This is a genomic window from Reinekea sp. G2M2-21 (assembly GCF_015687175.1).
Classification (GTDB): Bacteria; Pseudomonadota; Gammaproteobacteria; order Pseudomonadales; family Natronospirillaceae; genus Reinekea.
In genome coordinates this window covers 228,977-249,064 of record NZ_JADPQG010000006.1, presented here as the reverse complement: position 1 = coordinate 249,064, position 20,088 = coordinate 228,977, and the positions used below count along the sequence as shown (strand labels likewise).

Annotated in this window: 15 protein-coding genes; 14 read left to right on the top strand and 1 reads right to left on the bottom strand. The window is 46.6% G+C overall.

The features are described from left to right. Nucleotides 1-76: 76 nt before the first annotated feature. Nucleotides 77-3,553: a pectate trisaccharide-lyase gene (locus IYN85_RS20070; protein ID WP_196160730.1), complete on the bottom strand. Its 3,477-nt coding sequence runs from the start codon at nt 3,551-3,553 to the stop codon at nt 77-79. A gap of 1,024 nt (nt 3,554-4,577) precedes the next feature. Here IYN85_RS20070 and IYN85_RS20065 point away from each other — a divergent pair. From IYN85_RS20065 to IYN85_RS20005, 14 genes are all read left to right on the top strand, one after another. Then, nucleotides 4,578-4,763 (top strand): hypothetical protein, encoded by a 186-nt coding sequence (locus tag IYN85_RS20065; RefSeq protein ID WP_196160729.1) that lies wholly within the window; start codon nt 4,578-4,580, stop codon nt 4,761-4,763. Between the two features lie 175 nt (nt 4,764-4,938). Next, nucleotides 4,939-5,604, top strand: a complete 666-nt coding sequence (locus IYN85_RS20060; protein ID WP_196160728.1) for a hypothetical protein — start codon at nt 4,939-4,941, stop codon at nt 5,602-5,604. Between the two features lie 219 nt (nt 5,605-5,823). Then, the gene (locus IYN85_RS26205; RefSeq protein WP_255533800.1) at nt 5,824-5,958 is read left to right on the top strand and encodes a hypothetical protein; all 135 of its coding nucleotides are present in this window, start codon (nt 5,824-5,826) and stop codon (nt 5,956-5,958) included. A 168-nt stretch (nt 5,959-6,126) separates the two neighbouring features. Further along, the gene (hsdR, locus tag IYN85_RS20055; protein WP_196160727.1) at nt 6,127-9,612 is read left to right on the top strand and encodes a type I restriction-modification system endonuclease; all 3,486 of its coding nucleotides are present in this window, start codon (nt 6,127-6,129) and stop codon (nt 9,610-9,612) included. A 297-nt stretch (nt 9,613-9,909) separates the two neighbouring features. Then, the gene (locus IYN85_RS20050; protein WP_196160726.1) at nt 9,910-10,989 is read left to right on the top strand and encodes a Fic family protein; all 1,080 of its coding nucleotides are present in this window, start codon (nt 9,910-9,912) and stop codon (nt 10,987-10,989) included. A 12-nt stretch (nt 10,990-11,001) separates the two neighbouring features. After that, entirely contained in the window at nt 11,002-12,708 is a 1,707-nt protein-coding gene (locus IYN85_RS20045; RefSeq protein WP_196160725.1) for an N-6 DNA methylase, read from the top strand. Continuing rightward, entirely contained in the window at nt 12,701-14,206 is a 1,506-nt protein-coding gene (locus tag IYN85_RS20040; RefSeq protein WP_196160724.1) for a restriction endonuclease subunit S, read from the top strand. Before IYN85_RS20045 ends, IYN85_RS20040 begins: the two co-directional genes overlap by 8 nt. 67 nt (nt 14,207-14,273) lie before the next feature. Continuing rightward, nucleotides 14,274-14,918, top strand: coding sequence for a hypothetical protein (locus IYN85_RS20035; RefSeq protein ID WP_196160723.1), 645 nt, complete (start codon nt 14,274-14,276; stop codon nt 14,916-14,918). Between the two features lie 266 nt (nt 14,919-15,184). Then, nucleotides 15,185-15,649: a transposase gene (locus IYN85_RS20030; RefSeq protein ID WP_196160722.1), complete on the top strand. Its 465-nt coding sequence runs from the start codon at nt 15,185-15,187 to the stop codon at nt 15,647-15,649. Between the two features lie 42 nt (nt 15,650-15,691). After that, entirely contained in the window at nt 15,692-16,474 is a 783-nt protein-coding gene (locus IYN85_RS20025; RefSeq protein WP_196160721.1) for a hypothetical protein, read from the top strand. A 6-nt stretch (nt 16,475-16,480) separates the two neighbouring features. After that, nucleotides 16,481-16,663 (top strand): DUF3800 domain-containing protein, encoded by a 183-nt coding sequence (locus IYN85_RS26005; RefSeq protein ID WP_230390879.1) that lies wholly within the window; start codon nt 16,481-16,483, stop codon nt 16,661-16,663. A 292-nt stretch (nt 16,664-16,955) separates the two neighbouring features. Next, nucleotides 16,956-18,494, top strand: a complete 1,539-nt coding sequence (locus IYN85_RS20015; RefSeq protein ID WP_196160720.1) for a hypothetical protein — start codon at nt 16,956-16,958, stop codon at nt 18,492-18,494. 459 nt (nt 18,495-18,953) lie between these two features. Next, the gene (locus IYN85_RS20010) at nt 18,954-19,280 is read left to right on the top strand and encodes a hypothetical protein (RefSeq protein WP_196160719.1); all 327 of its coding nucleotides are present in this window, start codon (nt 18,954-18,956) and stop codon (nt 19,278-19,280) included. A 210-nt stretch (nt 19,281-19,490) separates the two neighbouring features. Beyond that, nucleotides 19,491-19,967 carry a JAB domain-containing protein gene (locus tag IYN85_RS20005; RefSeq protein WP_196160718.1) on the top strand — a complete coding sequence of 159 codons (477 nt, stop codon included), beginning with the start codon at nt 19,491-19,493 and terminating at the stop codon, nt 19,965-19,967. The last annotated feature ends 121 nt before the right edge of the window (nt 19,968-20,088 follow it).

The window sequence follows — 20,088 nt, the reverse complement described above, 5'->3', positions numbered from 1 at the left end:
CGATGAGGCGTCTGTGAGTGAGATTAAACCAAGCGTTCCTTGGATCAGTCAAAGAACGCTTGGGGCAGTAACACCCTTACTGACAACTACTTGGAGCGGCCGACAGGATGTGACTTTTGCCTGGGCTGTAAGTGCTAACCCAAGGTGTCAATGCACCTTTACCAGCGGTGGCGAGGACATAATTTCTTAAGTCGTTTCCAGCAGATAGACGGTTCGAATTGATCGAGCTTTGCGATGTACCGTTATAGTCGTTCATCATATTTGGCACACTGCCGTTTACCACATCCAACGAAGCATTCGTACCCGTTGCGGAGCAATTTTCACCGGACTCGTATACATAACTGTTTTTCACTTCCAACGCGCCATCGGTAACAGCGTCTGCAAAGAGCTCTCTTTGCCAATCGCTCAGGTCGTCTTCTTTGGAGTTGTCCACAGGATTCATAAACAGGTTTTCCTCAAGCAATGCTTTTGCACCGACTCTAAGGCTCATGAGGTCTTTCCGATAGCCATAGAATACATTGTTGAGTAAATGTGTTTGACCACGGCGTAACAGAGGTACACGGCGCATAGTGTTATAACTGGAATCGCCGAAGTGTTCGTCGGTGGTCACATACAAATTGTTGTGAACCGTTGTTGTGATCTGAGAATTGATTTCTCGGCTGTCACTGGAGCCATGCAACGCAGCGCGTTTTACATTCACCAATTTATTGAAGGATACGGTAATGTCGTACGCCCCAACTTTAACGTCGTAAGCAGAGTCACCTGTGGTATCAAAAGTGTTCTGATGAATCCATATGTCGTGTGATGCACCAGTAGAGCGAATCATATCCGGATCCAAGTTATGATCTTCCACATGGCCGACACCGACAAACTTATTGTTGGTGATAATGACATTTTCTGACGTGTGAGTCGGGGCCCCACTAGCATCCGATCCAATTTTAAATCCATTGAACGTGAAGGTAGCGTTCGCTCCCCGACCATCAATTGTGGTGTTGCTGTCGATCAAATAGTTGCGAACCGGCAAGCTCTTATCATTCAGTTTGTCGTTGAAGAATGTTTCTAAGCAATCCGATGACGACACGTCATTTTCTGAACACCAGGCGTATGGGTTACGACACGTTTGCTCATCAGCGCCTAACGCAGAACGAAGGTTTGAATCTGTACAATACGGGCGATACATCATCACCGGCGTTTCGTTTTTAAAATCCTCTTTATCGAAAACAATCCAATTGAAATCGGAGGAGGATATGGCCGCAAGGATCTGATCTTCCGGTTTGTCGTTAGTAATAACGACCAGATTGCTGGAACCATAAGGGTCATAGCCACCTGTTGTGTTCTCTCCATAACCAACAGGCGTTCCTAAGGATTCAGACAGGCATTTCACAATTTCCTGATCAGATTGTAAAGACGACTCGCGCCAGTTGATGTTGTCGTTGTTAATGAGTTCGGCGCATGCAGCATCTGGGTAGTTTATGCCTCCGTCGTTATCATCTCCGCCTGAACCACCGCCATTGCCTGAACCGTTGTCATCTGTATTGCCCAGAGTTGCGTTATGGGTTTCAAATTCAGCGATGCGCGGAGTACCTGTGGCTGACAGAATTTCCAAGTTCAATTTACTTGGCGAAATGGCATCAAATACGATATAGCCGTTAAGGGTTGAGCCACTGGCGATTTCCTCACCGTTGTCGTGGTTTGTAATCTTCCAGCTGGTAATAGTACCTTCAGAGCCGGCTAGTTCGATAATGCGAACAGCATTGATTGTTGAAGACAACCCTTTCACTGAAATGCGGCCGGTTGTGCCTGAAGGAGACCAGTAAGTAGTTAGGTTCCCATCTCGTACATTACTGTAACTGGTACCGTTGCCTTTGGAGCTGCCGTCAGAATCTGCAGAAAGTGAGAAGTTTTCACCAGCGGTTACAACACCTGTGGAAGAACCACTGTCATTGCCAGAGTCTGAGCCGTTGTCGGAACCATTATCGCCACCGTGGTCCGAACCGTTGTCACCTCCAGAGTCCGAGCCATTGTCACCGAGGGTGGCGTGATAGGTTTCGAATTCAGCAATTCTTGGCGTCCCGTTGGCCGAAGTCATCACGAAACTGATTTTCGTAAGTGACGTATCCTCGAACACGATATAGCTCGGTAACGCATTGCCTGCTGCGAGCGTGTTGCCATTGTCCGCATTAACCAGTGTCCATGCCGCATTAGTACCTTCACTGCCTGCGGCTTCGATGATACGAACAGCGTTTATAGAGCTGGATAATCCTTTGATCGAAATTGTTCCCGTGCTACCGGAAGGCGACCAATAAGTGTTGGTGTTTCCGTCACGAACGTTGCCATAGCTCGTTCCACTACCCTTGGAGCTGCCATCCGAACCAGCACCGATAGAGAAGTTAGTGCCTGCTTCGATGACAACCTTTCCTGTGTTGCCACCATTGTCCGAACCGCTATCGCCACCATTATCGCCCCCAGAGTCAGGTGAACAGCTGCCATCAGAAACAGCCAAACCTTTGTTCGCACCGGCAGTAGCTAAAACGATGTCGCGAACACAATTTGCAGCGTCGAGCGTGTAAGAATAAGGAATGGTGACGTAAGTGGTGGAAACAGGGTCGGGACCGGCCGGATGGTTTTTATCACCTTCTTCCGTCCAAGTAACGTTGTCAAAAATGTTGCCGTTGAGATCCCAGTACCCCATGTCATTGGTGTAGAACGTACCGATAGGGTCTTTGGAATCCTTAAACACATTGTGTTCAGCTTTGATTTGGCCGCCGATGCGAGGGTTCATCCCAGACTTGTTTATACCTTCATAAAAATTGTTGTACGCATGCGCTGTCGCACCGCGCAATAGAGGCAATCGAGAATCGATGTTTTGGTACAAATTGTGATGGAATGTGACCGGTCCGTTGTTGGTATCACTATCGCTGGAACCAACCAAGCCGCCTCGGCCTGAGTTGCGTAAGATACTATAAGACAGCGTGACATATTTTGTGCCTGCTTTCATATCGAACAGAGCGTCATAGCCATCGCTTTCACCGCCTTGCGCTTCCAATGTGACGTGATCCACCCAAACGTTAGACACGTCCGACTCCATACCGATGGCGTCACCACCATTTGAAGTCGGGGAGCCTGATTTCTTTACGTTACGTACGTGTAGGTTTTGCAGGATGATGTTGCTGGAGTTGCGTATATGAATGCCCAGTTCATCGAACAATACGCCTGAGCCTACACCAATGATCGATACGTTATTGATGTCCTTCAGCTCGATTACACCATCTGCGGTATTACAGCTGCCAGTTTGCTTGAAGGTATTACCGTGATTAATCGTGCCTGCGACGTGAATGATGATCGGCGTGTCGTTACTAGCTCTGTTACAGATAGCAGCGTGGATTTCTGTCCCGCTGGTGGCGTAGACGACTTGGCCACCCGCCCCGCCCGTGGTGCCGCCATTCAGGGAGGCAAATCCACCGGTGCCTGCGAATACAGTGCCAGCACAGAGTGTAGAGGCCACTACGACCACTCTTGCAAGCTGATTTCGGAAGTTTATGAGTATAGTCATTTGCTGTCCTTCTAATTGTTGTTTTTGAGACAAACCTCTTGTGTTTTCATCGCGGCGATCACCATATTTCCTCGCAGATTTCTAGGTTATGACGCCAGGTACACGTGAATTTGCCAGAATCTTCGATCGAGATTTTTAGCAGCTGAAGGAGCTGTTAGGTGCAATTGCTTAAGGTTGATAATTTCTGCCAGCGCTAAATCTACGTATTGTTATTGGAGGTATTTAGACTTATTGCGCAAAAAAACCTATGTACTCTAAGGCCGATCAAAAATTTCATGCTTTTATGGTACGTTGTTGTTATTTTAATGCAAATGTATTCTTTAAATAATGAAACATTATTTCAAAAATGTTAAGTAGGTCCGAAAATATTAGATGAAAACAACGAACTAGGGTCTGGAGATTGCGATTACTTGGATTGATATCCCAACTTTGGTGACCGGGATTTATGGTCGTGATCAGGCTTTTTCAGCCACACTGCCAGAGGCTTTTCAATAAAATGCTTCCTTTTTTACGCGGTGACTGTTCTAAATTATGACCGTGAAGCCTGACCGAATAGTAAAATTCGTTAAAGCAATCACAAACTGACTTATCCGCCTTACCTTCGTTTGAGTAATCAGGCTTCGGTATATTCTTGGTTTTCAATCTTCGAAAGAACCGCTCTATATGGGCATTGCCGCAGCAGTTGCCACGACGACTCTTACTTTGTTTGATTCGTTACTTTCAAATGAATTGTCTTAAAGCCCGGCTGGTTTACTCGTTGTCGGGCGAGTCGGGCTTTCGCCACCGTACTTAGACTTGTCGAGCCCACGATTTCGTGTTTCTTCGCGATTTCCATATTTCGCTCATTCCCCCTCCCACAACCGGGTGAGATTCTCCTCACCCAGGGTGACCCCTAACTGGGTTATTTTGCAAAAAGCCGAAATCGCGGATTCTACACACATCAAAGAGATGGCAAGTTTCTTTGAGACGAAAAGCCAGTTTACCGACTGCGCCATACGCAAACTCATTAAGAAAGGGAAATGAAATGACTAAGTTAATCTCATGCACATTCGTTGCTTTCATCAGCTTGTTATCTGTGAACAGCTTTGCCGAGGACGGCGAAATTGTATTGAAAGCCGCAGAGCAAACCAGAGGCGAGGCCGTTGAAACGCGCACTCAGTTGACGTTGACCACTCAATTTACGGGCGTTGAGCCGGATGAAATTGACTGATTCAACACTGTAAGTTGAGGCTTATGTGGGCTGGTCCAGCGGCCAGCCCATGGCCGTTGGGCCCGACAGCCGTACAACACCCGCATACTCATCCACGTAAATTGCCTGCTTAGGCGACCTGAACGCCCAACTTCGTTACACTACTGCACGTTTAACCCAAGTGTAATAGAGACCAATGAGCAACAACGCTAAGCCCAGCTTCAATGAACAATTATTGGCCTACTTTCAACAGCAACCACCTGAGCAAGTTGCGCAGTGGTTGGTGCAGAACATTGCCGCCGATAAAAGCCTGAAAAAGCAATGGCAAGTAAAACTGCTGTTAAGCAGCGGTAAGCCGAACGATTTTAAAAAACTGCTCACCCAAGCCCTACCCAAAAAGGAACTGCTGCATACCCGGCATTTATGGCACAAAGTAGGGCTGTATTTTGATGAAGCCCTTACCCTGTTCGAACTCGCATTTGAGCATTTGGATGCCTCCGATAGCCCATTAACCAACGAACAGCAGTTCACATGGCTTATGCAAGCCTTCGAGCGACTTAATCTGGTTCTGGAAACGATAGACGACTCCGGTGGCTACCGGCTGGAACTTGTCGACCACTTAAGTGCACGGCTTGTCCGCGCATTTCATCTACTGGACTGGCCGCTCGTCCAAAAAGCGAGTTGGTTACAAGAGCATCAATTCAAATACGACGTATTCCCGTATATCCCCGAGGAGTTTGAACTACCCGAGGACCTGCTTACGGCCTATACGAGCCTCGCCAACAAGAAAGCAAAGCAAAGCGAGCCAGACAACTTGAGCATGGCCCTTTTAGATAGGCTTCAAAACAAGAATAAACACTGATCGACCCTGGTTATGGTTTTTATGGCTCTCAAGAGAAGTCGCTATTCATGCTATAGGCTAATAGACTGGCTTCCCGACAAAAGCCCCGGTAGTTTGGAGTTGGCCGGTTTTTTTAAAACCCGAAAGCAATTGTCAAATTGGCATAGTGATTTAAGGTTTATTTGGGTAGACTGCAAACGATTCTAAACGACTCTAGTTACTTTGCCAGGTGCCAAAATCATGACCACCGAACCTTGGGTCACCGCCCTCGACGTTGCTCACCACTTGGGTGTCGCCAAAGATACCCTACCCACAGTTTGGCAACATCGGCAACTTATCATTCTGCTTCCTGCCCATTCCTTCTTGAATATTTGAAGACATCCCAATTCGAGAACTCAACGACTAAGCATTCCGTAGTGGTTCGCTGCCAAACTCAGCTATGTCGAATCAATTCACTGGTTAAATATCAGGTCTATTGGCTAACCCTCGTCCAGTGTTATATTGCCAGCTTGCCAAATTTAAGAGCTGCTAGGGTGTAAGCCAATGACAAACGAGCTAGTGAGTAATTTTGAGTTTCTCAAAGAGCACGACCCTATCTTCTTTCAGCTCACGCATAATGCCGAGAAAATCTTTGCCATAGACCCCAACGCCAGCCTAATGAAAGTGCGCCAGTTTGGTGAAGCCGTGGCGCAAGACATCGCCAGCCAAGTTGGTTTACTGAAAGGAGAGCGTGAAAACCAGCTCGATCTATTGAACCGCTTACGAAGCCGGTTAGATATTGACCAAACCATTCTTCAGCTGTTCCATGCTTTACGCAAAGAAGGCAATGTGGCCAATCACCAATTCACCACAACCTTTAAACAAGCCATGGATGCCCTAAAATCTGCGCGCGCCATTGCTATTTGGTACCACCAAACTTTCAGTAAGAACGCCAAAAACTTTAAAGCAGGCCCGTTTATTCTGCCGCCAGACCCGAGTGCGGGCTTAAAGGAACTCGAAGACCAAATTCAACAACTCAAAGCCAAGCTGCAAGATAACGAACAATCTCAAGAGCAAAGTAGCGAGCTTGCAGAATTAATTAAAGAAGAAGCTGCACAGCATAATCAACTTAAAGCTAAGCTCGCCGAAGACGCTGAGATTTATGAACAATTACTGCAACAGCAAGAGGCTGAGACAGCAAGAATCAAGGCGGAATTCGAAGCCAAAGTAAAATCGCTCACCATCGAAGCCGAACGCCTAAAACGCGAGAAGGAACAACTCGCCAATGTTAAGCAGCAAACCAAACAAGCCACCAAGCAACTGCATTTAAGTGAAGCGGAAACCCGGTTGTTAATAGACGTGCAGTTAACCGAAGCCGGTTGGCAAGCCGATACCCAAACCATCAACTTTAAAAACGGTTCCCGCCCAGAAAAAGGAAAAAACATCGCCATCGCCGAATGGCCAACCAGCAGCGGCCCTGCCGATTATGTCTTGTTCGCTGGGTTAATCCCGATTGCCGTTGTTGAGGCCAAAAAAGAAATTAAAGACGTTGGCTCGGCCATTCCTCAAGCCGAGCGCTATGCTGCAACCTTTAAAGCCAAGCCAAACTACCAAATGGCATGGGCAGAAGAAGGCCGAACCATCGCATGGCCTCAAGGTGACAGTGGCCACTATCACATTCCCTTTGTGTACGCGTGCAATGGCAGGCCTTATGTTAAGCAGTTTAAAGAAAAGTCAGGCATCTGGTTTCGCGATGTTCGCGAGCCAAGTAATTTGCGTAAGGCTTTGCAAGATTTCCACTCACCAAAAGGCCTTCTCGATAATCTGACCCGCAGCAAAGAAGCCGCCGAGCAAAAACTGAAAGCTGAAAGCTTCAGTTATTTAGACTTGCGTGATTATCAAATTAAAGCCATTCAAGCGGTAGAAGCCGCCCTTGAACAAGAGCGCAACCAAGCACTGCTTGCCATGGCGACCGGTACCGGTAAAACGCGTACCATCATCGGTTTGATCTATCGGTTTTTAAAAGCAGAACGCTTTAAACGCATTTTGTTTTTGGTTGACCGCACCTCTCTTGGGAATCAAGCGTTCGATAGCTTCAAAGAAGCCAAACTCGAACAAGAAAAAAGCCTCACGCAAATTTACAACATCAATGACTTAGGCGACATGGCCGCGGAAGCCGAAACCCGAGTACACGTAGCCACCGTGCAAGCCATGGTAAAACGCGTGTTTTACAGCGACAACAAACCCACCATCGATACCTACGACTGCATTATTGTCGACGAAGCGCACCGCGGCTACACACTCGATACCGACATGGGCGAGGGCGAAGCATTGATACGAGACAGCGCCCAATATATGTCGAGCTATCGCCGCGTAATCGACTACTTCGATGCCTTTAAAGTTGGCCTCACCGCCACACCCGCCGCCCACACCACGGAAATTTTCGGCAAACCCGTTTACACCTACAGTTACCGTGAAGCCGTTGCGGATGATTGGCTAATAGACCACGAGCCACCTTACCAATACCGAACCGAACTCAACCAAGGTGGCGTCAGTTTTAAAAAGGGCGAACAGGTCGATGTCGTCAACGTACAAACTGGCGAGGTTGATACCGCTGAGCTGGAAGACGAACTCAATTTCGATGTCGAAAGCTTTAACCGCAATGTCATCACGCCCGAATTCGATGCCGTCGTCGCCAAAGCATTCGCCCACCATTTTGATATTGGCGGTGAAGAAAAAGGCATGGTGTTCTGTGTCAACGAAGCCCACGCCCAGCGCTTCAAAAACGAGCTAGACGCCGCATTCAAAGCACTGCATGAGGAAGACTACAACCAAGACATTGTGCGCGTCATTACCGGCCAAACGGATAAGGTGCCCGATGCTATTAAACGCTATAAAAACGAAACCAACCCACGCATTGCCATCACTGTCGATCTATTAACCACCGGCATCGACGTACCGCCTATTACGCACTTATTGTTCATGCGCCGCGTAAAATCGCGCATCTTGTACGAGCAAATGAAAGGCCGCGCCACCCGCCGTTGCGATGAAATTGGTAAAACGGTCTTCTACATACATGACCCAGTTGCCTTGTATGAATCGCTAGAGGCGGTCGATACCATGAAGCCACTGGTGAAAGACCCAAACATCACGCTTACCCAGTTAGTGGATGAAATTCAGCAAGACGCCAGTTTTGATGTGCCCGGCACACAACAAGGCACCAGCCACGCGCACGATGTGCTCGACCAAATCAGCCAAAAAGTGATGCGGGTGCTGCGCAAGGCCGAGAAAAAAGCCGAAGACAAACCCGAACTTAAAACCAAACTCGATGAACTGCACGAGCTTTGGGGCGTAGAGCCCAACCAATTGCATAAACACCTACACGAGCTTGGCCCCCAGCAAGCGCGTACCTTTTTGGGCCAACACCAAAACCTGATTAACCAGTTGGAAGAGGTGAAAAACCTTATCGGTTCGGCGTTACAACCCTACATCTATCAGGGCGAAGACAAGCTTATCAATATTGAGCAAGGTTACGGCATCGGCGAGAAAAAACCGGGCGACTTCCTCGAAGACTTCAACCAATTTGTCAAACAGCAAGTCAACCAACACGCCGCCATCAAAGTGGTGTGTACCAAACCCGCTGGGCTTACCCGTGAACAACTGAAAGAAATAAAACTGTTACTCGACAACCACGGCTACTCCGAAGCCAACCTAAAGAGCGCCTGGCGTAACCAAACCAACCAGGAAATTGCCGCCAGCATCATTGGCCATATACGCCAAGCCGCACTAGGCGAACCGCTGATCGACTTCAGCGACCGCGTCAAAAAAGCCATGCAAGGTATTTACGCCCTGCACAAATGGACACCAGCGCAACGCAAATGGCTCGACCGCCTCGCCGCGCAGCTCGTCCACGAAGTCGTGATAGACGAAGCCTTTGTGAATAAAGAGTTCGCCGATGCCGGTGGCTACAAACGGCTAAACAAAGTGCTTGATAACCAGCTAGATCAAGTGATCGTCGAGTTAAAAGAGCACCTGTGGGAAGCCAGTTAAGCCCTACGATGGTAGGAGCGCTTCTAGCGAAGAAAGAGTGCAGACGCGATAGGTCGAGATTCCCCGAAAATATCGACATAACAACCAGATAGGCTTGTCGCATAAGCATGAACGTCGGGAAATGTATAGAAAACTCAATAATCTATACATGTTGGGGTTGATATGCATAGCACCTATACATATCATGAGTGAAATGCATAGATATTCTGTTTTTGTATGTATGTAGTTTTAAAAGTGTATAGATAATGGCAATTATTATATGTATCTATGCCTCATTCCACGTAAAGGACAGCACTAGTGGCTCATGTAAACAACCTACCTCTACCCGATATCGAACAGTGGGAAACAAGAACCGTATTAAAAACCTGTGCCGAAGCTCATAGATACCTGGCAGAGCTGAAAGGCCTGGTACGTACCATTCCCAATGAAGGCATCTTGTTAAACACACTGACGCTTCAAGAGGCAAAAGACAGCTCAGAAGTTGAGAACATCATTACCTCGCAGGATGATCTCTACCGAGCAAGCATTTCTGAAGATGGCTACAAAAACAGTGCCGCAAAGGAAGTTCAGGATTACGCCATTGCACTGCGAACCGGCTATCAACGAGTCAAAGCACAAAAGCTCATTCGCTTGGCGGACATTCTGGAAGTGCAGGAACTCATCGAAAAGAACCGAGCAGGGTTAAGAAAACTGCCCGGCACCGAACTCAAAAACGCTGCCACGGGCGAAACAGTGTATTCCCCACCTCAAGATGCCGTTGAGGTTGAAAGCCTCATGGAAAACTTAGCGCAATACATTAACGACGACGCAATGTGCGCCGCCGACCCATTAGTGAAAATGGCCATCATCCATCACCAATTTGAAAGCATTCACCCGTTTTATGACGGCAACGGACGAACCGGAAGAATAATCAATATTCTGTATCTGGTTGCCAAAGAATTGCTCGATATTCCCGTGCTTTATTTAAGCCGTTACGTTATTCAAAACAAAGGCGACTACTATCGAGAGCTGCAAGCCGTTAGAGAACAAGGCGATTGGGAAGCGTGGATACTATTTATGTTAAAAGGGGTCATTCAAACCTCACAAAAAACCATCCAACTGGTGGCCGACATCAGCACCCTCATGAAACGCTATAAAAAAGAATTAAGGGGAGGGTTGCCGAAAGTCTATAGCCATGAATTACTCAATAACTTGTTCAGTCACCCCTACACCAAAATTGAATTTGTCATGCAAGATTTAAGCGTAAGCCGGTTAACAGCCACCAAATACTTAGAGCAGCTTTGCGAACTCGGCCTGATACGAAAAGAAAAAATCGGCCGCAGTAATTTTTACATTAATGACCCGTTATTCGCGTTGTTATCTGATCAATCGTATTAATCGAGATATTTTATGACCACCAACGACATCGTACAAAAACTCTGGAACCTCTGCGACGTACTGCGCGACGACGGCATCAACTACAGCGACTACGTCACCGAACTGGTCTTACTGCTGTTTATAAAAATGGTGCACGAAAACAACGAAGCGGGTTTGTTTGAAAAACACCCACTGCCCGAAGGCTGCCAATGGCAAGACCTCAACAGCAAAAGCGGCATTAACTTATTAGATGACTACAAACGCATCCTACTTGCGCTTTCAACCGGCAAACAACGGGTCGCCGACCCAAAAGACCCAAGCAACACCATTGAACAAACCGTGCATAGCGACAAACTCATCAGCGCCATTTACCAAGACGCCCAAACCCGCTTGCGTGAACCTAAGCACCTAGAGCAAATTATAAAATCGCTCGACCAAATTGACTGGTTCAGCGCCACCAAAGACGGCCTCGGCGATTTATACGAAGGCCTACTGGAAAAAAACGCCAACGAAACAAAATCTGGCGCTGGCCAATACTTTACCCCGCGCGCACTCATTAACAGCATGGTACGGGTTATTAACCCGCAACCGGGCGAAGTGATCCAAGACCCAGCCGCCGGTACCGCAGGCTTTTTGATTGCCGCCGACACCTACCTGAAAGAACAAACCGACGACTACTACGCACTCAAAGCCAACGAAAAAGCTTTTCAAAAAAACAAAGCCTTTATCGGCGTAGAACTGGTGCCCAACACCCGCCGCCTTGCACTCATGAACTGCCTATTACACGGCATGGAAGGCGACGACCAAGGCGTGGTGCATTTAGGCAACGCCCTTGGCGATGTCGGCAAAAATTTAAGCAAAGCCGACGTCATATTAGCCAACCCACCCTTTGGCACCAGCAAAGGCGGCGAAGCGAGTATTACCCGTGATGACCTAACCTTCGACACCAGCAACAAACAGCTCGCCTTCTTGCAGCACATATACCGCAACCTAAAACCCGGTGGCCGCGCCGCCGTGGTATTACCCGACAACGTCTTGTTTGAAGCCGGCAAAGGCACCGACATCCGCCGCGACCTGATGGATAAATGCAACCTGCACACCATATTGCGGCTACCGACCGGCATCTTCTACGCCGCTGGTGTGAAAACCAACGTACTGTTCTTCACCAAAGGCACGAGCGAAAACCCCAAACAAGAAACCGGCTGCACCGAAAACGTCTGGGTATACGACCTACGCACCAACATGCCCAGCTTCGGCAAACGCACCCCGTTCACCGAAAAACATTTACAACCTTTCGAGAACCACTATGTAGGTGGCAGCAAAGTAGGTCGGGCTTCAGCCCGACAAAACCAAGTTGGCCTAAAGACCAACCTACAGGACTCACTCATTAACCGAACCGAAGGCGACTGGTCGTTCACCGAACAAGAAACCACACCCGAAAACCAAACACCGGAAACCTCCCGCTGGCGCGTATTCACCCGCCAATATATAAATGAAACCAAAGCCGACTCACTCGACATCAGCTGGCTAAAAGACAAAGACAGCACAGACGCCGCCAACCTACCCGAGCCCGACATTCTCGCCGGTGAAGCCATGGCCGAACTCACCGAAGCCCTGCGTGAACTGGATAACCTCATGCGCGAACTCGGCGCAGGGGCGGAAGCCGATGTGCAGAAGAAATTGTTGGCGGATGTGTTGGGGATGGACAGCCTGAGCGAAATGGAGAGTGGGGATGAGTGAGCTAGAAGCAAGGGGCAAGTTGAAAGCTGCAAGCGGAAACGAAGGTGCTTCGAGCGACGAGCTGCGAGCTGCGAGTGAGGGAAATAAATCTCCTGCCGAATGGTTGTTTTTTACGCTTGATAATATCAGCGATTTAAATGGTGGAAAAACCCCATCTAAATCCAAGGCGGAATTTTGGAATTCCCCAGATATTTTCTGGGCATCTCCAAAAGATATGAAATCAAAATACTTAAAAGATACTAAGGACAAAATAAGTTTTCAGGCTGCGTTGACTGGCGGTGCAAAAATCTATCCGAAAGGAAGTATTTTATTTGTGGTACGAAGTGGAATATTAAAACACTCATTTCCAGTTAGCCTCACGAATGTTGCGACAGCAGTAAATCAAGATTTAAAGGTGATTGAGCCTATTAAATATATGAGTTCTGAGTTTTTACTGAATTTACTTAGATCGAAACAATCAGAGATTCTTCACGACTGTACCAAAGAAGGGACTACGGTTGATAGTATTGAATTAAAGCTATTAAAAAGGTTTGTTCTTCCGCTCCCACCCCTAGCTGAACAAAAAGTCATCGCCGAAAAACTCGATACCCTACTCGCACAAGTCGATAACATCAAAACCCGCCTCGACGCCATCCCAAGCGTCATCAAACGCTTCCGCCAATCCGTACTCAGCGCTGCCGTGAGTGGGAAGTTGACGGAGGAGTGTCGGGGAGGTTCCAATCAACCTCACCCGTTAATGCACGATTGGGGATGGGCTGATGTGCCTACCAATTGGACTGTCGACACATACGAAAATTTAGTAGTTAGTAGGCTTGGAAAAATGCTAGATAAAGCAAAGAACACCGGTTTGCCTACTGCCTACTTAGGAAATATCAATGTTCGTTGGGATAGCTTCGATTTAGATAACTTACAAGAGATATTAATTAGCAAAGAAGAACAAGTAGAGTTGGGAGTTCGTGATGGTGATGTATTTATTTGTGAAGGAGGTGAACCCGGAAGGTGCGCAATTTGGCGTTGTACATTAGAGAAGCCAGTAGTTTTTCAAAAAGCTCTTCATAGAGCTAGAGTATCCGATCGGTTGTTCCCTGAATGGCTAGTTTATAATTTGAAAAACGATTCAAATACCTTGAGATTGCAGCAACTCTTTACTGGTACGACTATTAAACATTTAACAGGCAAGTCACTCAAAAAGTACCCTATACGTGTACCCCCCCTCGAAGAACAAACCGAAATCGTTAACCGTGTCGAAAAACTCTTTGCCTTCGCCGATCAAATCGAAAAGCAAGTCAGTAACGCGCAACAACGGGTGAATAACCTAACGCAATCGATTTTAGCCAAAGCTTTCCGCGGTGAACTCACGGCGGATTGGCGCGAACAAAACCCGGATTTAATCTCCGGTGAAAATTCCGCCGAGGCGTTGTTGCAAAAAATTAAATTGGAGCGCGAAAAACTAAAACCGGCGAAGAAAGCGAAAACGAAAAAGGCAACATCAACGTAGGTCGGGCTTTAGCCCGACATTTACGAGTTGGCCTAAAGACCAACCTACAATCGAATAAGGTAACGACATGACTGGCTTTATCAACATTCATGCCACGAAAAAGTTGGCGGCAAAATTACCGCTTAATGAAAACGGCTTGTTGAAAGCCAAACAAGCGAAAGCGGCTGGCGACTCCGCGGGGTTATCGCCAACGGATATAAGCCACCACAATCCGTTGAACAACTGGCACGCCAATCTGCTAACACTTCAACGCCGTAATTGCGTGTTGTTCGTTCATAATGAAACGCGCTTTCCCGTGTTTGTAAAAGGATTGTTAAAACCCGATTTCGCTGAGCTGGCTTGGCACTTTGAAGATGGGCTCATGAACACCTTGCTCAAGCTAGACGCGAACCAACAACAGCTCGACACCGCCGCCAAATATCTCGCAACCCTGACATTCGACACCACCTGTGACCGCTCCGTGCAAGGCACGATGAATCGCATGGCCGGAGACATCGACCACATTATCTATATTGATCAACTCAAGATTGAAGAGGTCAGTACTTATAAATTGGGCGCGTGGCTGGCAGAGCGGCCTTGTAACATTAAAAGCCAAAAGGAGTGGGTTTTCCCGAAAGAAGCAATGCTGGCTAAATTAGGCGAATCGACGCTGCCACCTAGTAACCTAGTACCAGACAATGTAATCCATATAAAACGCAATAAAAATATTTAGATCACCGTAGGAGCGCTCGCAGCGAAGAATGAGTGAAGACGCGATAATCCGGAACGGATTTCAACACAGGAAATCGCCTCTCTGCTCGTACCTCGCGCTGAAGGCTCCTACGGAGCGGTTAAAAAATTATTTGTAGGAGCGCTCGCAGCGAATAATGAGTGAAGACGCGATAATCCGGAACGGATTTCAACACAGGAAATCGCCTCTCTGCTCGTACCTCGCGCCGAAGGCTCCTACGGAATGCTGTAATAAAATAAGGAAACACAGTGCATAAAGGAATACAGGAAAATCTAAGGAAAGGTGGGTACAGTGATCAGGTTTATTTTTACCACGTCACTTTCCGGCTCGAAAAGAATCGAAAAGATTTAACTCACGAACAACGCCGTTTTATATCAAGGTATTTGGAATCGACAGAGTTAACCAACTTTTGGTCGCTACTGGCATGGGTTGTTATGCCTGACTATGTTCATGTGTTATTTGAATTAACGGGTGCTAAGACACTTAGCCAATTAATTGGTCGAATTAAATCGAAGTTAGCGCTTGAGTTAAATCGTGGTCAGGAAATTAAATCTTCAGTATGGCAAAAGGGGTTTTATGATCATGGTTTACGTACGCAAGAGTCATTGTTAGAAACGGCTCGGTATATTATCGCAAACCCGGTACGGGCGAACATTGTCAAAAATGTGCGTTATTACACCTATTGGAATTCGGTATGGTTGCTGGTGGCCTGAAACTTAACTGGGATATTTAGATTTTGTTAAAGGAGAATTGAAGTGACAGATATAGTAGATGACCATGAATTATTTAGTGGAAGGAAACGAAAAGCAGATCCCGATTCGAAACTAAAAGCAAGGCTTAGTAGTTGGGCTAAAATAGGAAGCTCGATAGTTTTTGGGTTCGTTAGTGCCATCTCAGCAGTTCTATATTTTAGTGGTTTTACCTATCGTAAATCATTCTTGAATACACTTTATGGTGATTCTATTCCCATTTCAATTTCTGCGACAGAGCAGAAATATTATGCTGCATTTGTCTACTTGGATTTGCACAAGGTATATGAAAAACTCCAATATGAAATATTAATAGGCCTATTCGCAATTTTAATGAGTGTTGTGTTTATCACGTTTGTATTGAAATGGATGATTTTCAGTAAATCTAGAGTAGACAAAGCCTTTGGTATTATCATTAGTTTATGCAGTGTGCTTATGCTTATTCTCGGAGGTTTTATGTTCTCAATAATCTCCGTTGCACTTGGTTTTTTTGTTGGTACTTGGTCCGCAGAAGAAAAGTTGAGTGATGGCATATGTGTTAGTAGAGAAGGGCTCTGCACGTTTCTGGAGTATAAAGATGAGGGAACTGGTCGGCCTGAGTACATTTGGGGAGAGACGTCATTCCAGTCTAATGCATCTACATTCATTTCAGCTTGCGAAGGCTCTTACGAAGTTTCCTCGAAAGGCGAAATTATACAATTCATGCCATGGCAACCTAAATATCAACAGCATCGGTGTAGTCACATTAGCCCATTTGCCGTAGAAATGATTGAACGGCTTAAGGAGTAAGGTTTCATGGATGGGTTTTCGGAATACATCGTTTATGTCGATGACAGTGGTGATCATGGTCTCAAAAAAATCGACCCCAATTATCCTATGTTTGTTTTGGCGTTTTGCATATTTAGAAAAGAAGACTATTTGCAGTTCGTAGGTTTAATCGCAAGGCCAGTAGGAATGCACCTACTCAAATCAGAGTAGCCAAACCGAGCATTCCAAGTAATTGAAGGTAAGTTTTACGGTGGTAAGAACTACAGAGGAAGAGGGCTTATGTGCTTCCCTTAGAAAACAAAAAGCCCCGAAGTATCCACCGATGCCCCTCGCCGACCGAGAATCTGAAGTCCAGTGAGAGAAGAATCGTTCATGCGCATTGGTCTGTCAACGTTTCAAGATGAATTGAAGCTATTGAGCAAGGGAACAGGGTGTTTCTTATCTATACTGGTTCTGGTGCTTCACCAATACAAAGGCTGCAAAAAGGACGAATACTATACCGATGAAAAAGGCTATTTTCTTAATATCATGTCTCGTGTTGATATGCGCCCTGTCGCTTATTGTTGGCGTATATCTGGTCGAGAATGGTTACACGCGCGAACACAGGTCGTATATACCCCTTGGAGATATCGTAATCCGCCATGATCAACCCAAGGTCAACTATTACACGGAAGCAGGTGTGGGGCCTATTGGGTCATGGAAAGCAGGTACATCCAAAATTTATGCTTTTCAAGGTAGCCAGAAAGTCTATACGTATTTTCTGGAAGGTACGGAACGGTTTCAGGTCAGAGTGCCTGTTGAAAAGGGCTGGCAGTATGAAAAATACTACTATTCACTTCTGCAAATAAGCACATTTGCTTATGCTGGTATTGCCATTGGCGTTCTATTTTTCGTTATGTCGGCAGTTCCAGTGAGAGGTCGTGGTGTTGATCAACCTAAACAAAGCCGACCTGTCCCTGAAACCAGAATGTCCAGTCAGCCAACATCAATGGCAACCAGGAAAAGGCGTTCAGGGTTTTGGAGCTTCATGGCAAAACCAGTTTATGCATCAACAGCGAACGCGGTACCAGATGATGAATTAAGTCGGCTGGAAATGGTATCGGATACCGAAAAGGGCGGTAATTACGCCATTGAAGAAGAAAATAGAAAATTAAAAAAAGAACGGAACAGAGTCGCGGAAGATTTTGAAAAAATAAAAGCGGAGAAAATCAACTTAGAAAAAACAAATCACCGGTTAACGCGCCAAAACATAGAGCTTATTAAGAACAAAACGGAAGACGTTCAACAGCTTAAGTTGGCATTTGAACAGCAAGAAAGAAAGCTGCGCGATCAATTCGAACAGGAAGCCAACGAAATTGAGAGGCGATTTCAGCAAGAACATCATGTGGAAATAGGTCGAATGCAAGAGGCCTATGAACGACTTAAAAATCAATTTGAGTTGCTCAATCAACAATATCAACAGATCAAGTCCGAAGGCTTAGTATTTGACATTGATTATGATAGCAAAAAATATGAAAACCTACTTAAGGGGCGGCTGTACGAGATTCACTTCGCAAAGAGTCTGTTAGAAGACCTCAAATTTGAAGTACTTAGCTGGACATCAGACAAGGGGTTTGAAAACGGTATTGTTGTAAAGTCTAATGGCGATCCTGATTTTATTATTCAGTACAATCAAGAGCTGACTTTTGCCGTTGAATGTAAATATCGCAGTAATTTTTACGCTCGAAAAAAGCCTTTAAGAATTGAATGGGGCGACACATGGCAAGCAGAAAGGTACTTGGAGTTTCAGAGAACACGACAAGTTCCTGTATTTGTTGCTGTAGGTATAGAGGGTCCGCCAGATCAGCCAGTCCACGAGTATTTAGTCGCATTGGACTTTTTGTATGAAAAAAGTGAAGGCTGTCACTGGAATAATGACCGGAGTAATTCAGAGCAGCAAGTCGTTGATCAAGCGACTATTTTTGACTATTACTTCAGAAAGAAAGATAACTTCCCTGAAAGAACTTTAGAGTTGGTGACAAAACAATTGGCAACTTCATAGGAAAAACGTACTACCTTCCCATAAAAATTATCCACACTCTCGGCCGTTCTTGTGCGTGATATTAGCGGTGAATTGGGTTGCTTTTGGTTACTGGGGTAATCTACATTTGCACCATGTTGATCACATTAATCCCATTCAAGGTACTCTCGTTATTTCTAATGCATTGAGCGAGGAGAAAATTTTAGGGTAAACGAATTGTTGGCCATCTACAGGCATTCAAGAAACTCGCAACGCGATAAAGGCATAAAGATGAAATCTTTTAGACACCCATCACAAACTTTTCACGCCACCCAAAAAATAAATTGAGTTAAACACGCGCAAGGTGTTTTATACGGGTTGGTTATTTAAACAGGTAGGAGGTCAAAAAGCAGGAAAATCAGCGTGCAAAACTAAGCGCTACCCCCGAGTGTTGGCGCACTCAAGGGCAGCTAACCAAAATCGATAATAGGTCTATCAATAATGGCTAAACGTAATGATAAGCTAGAGCACCGCTCGGCTAAAGAAAAATTTCCCCCACTAACAAAACTAAGCGCTCAACGCAGCGGCCTTCAACACCCTGTTGAAGCAGCAAACCCCGTGCTCGCCAACCGGCAGCAAAGCCCACAAACAGAAACCGACCCCGCGTATACCCACGCGCTCCATTGGTGGCGTTTTCGCATTGCCCTGGCGTTGTACACCGGAGCTTTTCCGAATTCGATGCGGCTACAGCCCTGTTCCGTCCGTTATGTGAGTTACCCCGAGCTATTAAAGCAATACCAAGCGCGCCCGCTTTACCGGCGCCGGTAATGTGTAGCACTCACACGTTATTCACGCATTAAACACGGAACACATTGCGTTAGCCGCCTTTCCTTGCCTGTGCCTTACAGGCGAGGTTTCTGGTTTTCAGGTGTCGCTAACAGCAAGGTTATTTCACACCTAAACCAACGCGGTAACTCACGCGGTAACCGGCCCGGTTACAGCATGCGGTTAGTAAACAAGTTTGCGAGGCTCCTTTCTATGTACAAGAAAATTCTAAACCCAGACGATGAATTGCTGTTCACCCACGCGCACCAGCGCGAACTGGAAAAAACCAACCCGGTTATACTCGATGTACCCGGTCGCGCCGAAATGTACATCGCCAATACCATGGTGCACCTGCGGGAAGAAACCATCTACGGGCTTATGCTCGGCACCAACCATGTGTTGCTGGAAACCCGCCCCATTTTGTGTGGCAAGTTCAGCCTAAAAGAACTTACGCACAGCCTGGTCATCAGTCATGTGATTCAAGCCAGCGCTAAGCGGTTAATTCTGGTGCATCACAACCCAACGGGTAAGTTGTCGTTAAGAGACAAGCATCTGCTGGAAGCGGTGCGGCTGAAAGATACGCTGTTGTCGTATTCGTTGTTGCTGGACGACTTTTTCCTGATCAGCAAAACGGGCGGTAACGGCACGCAGGTGAACATCACGTCGTTAGCGCGGTTAGGGTTGGTGTAGGGGGTCGGTGTTTGTCGGCCTGAAGACCGACCTTCAGGGGATGCTGTTTGGGCATGAAGACCGACTTACAGGGGTTGGCTTGGTGATTATCGCTTCTCCGCTTCGCTGCGATGGCTCTTGC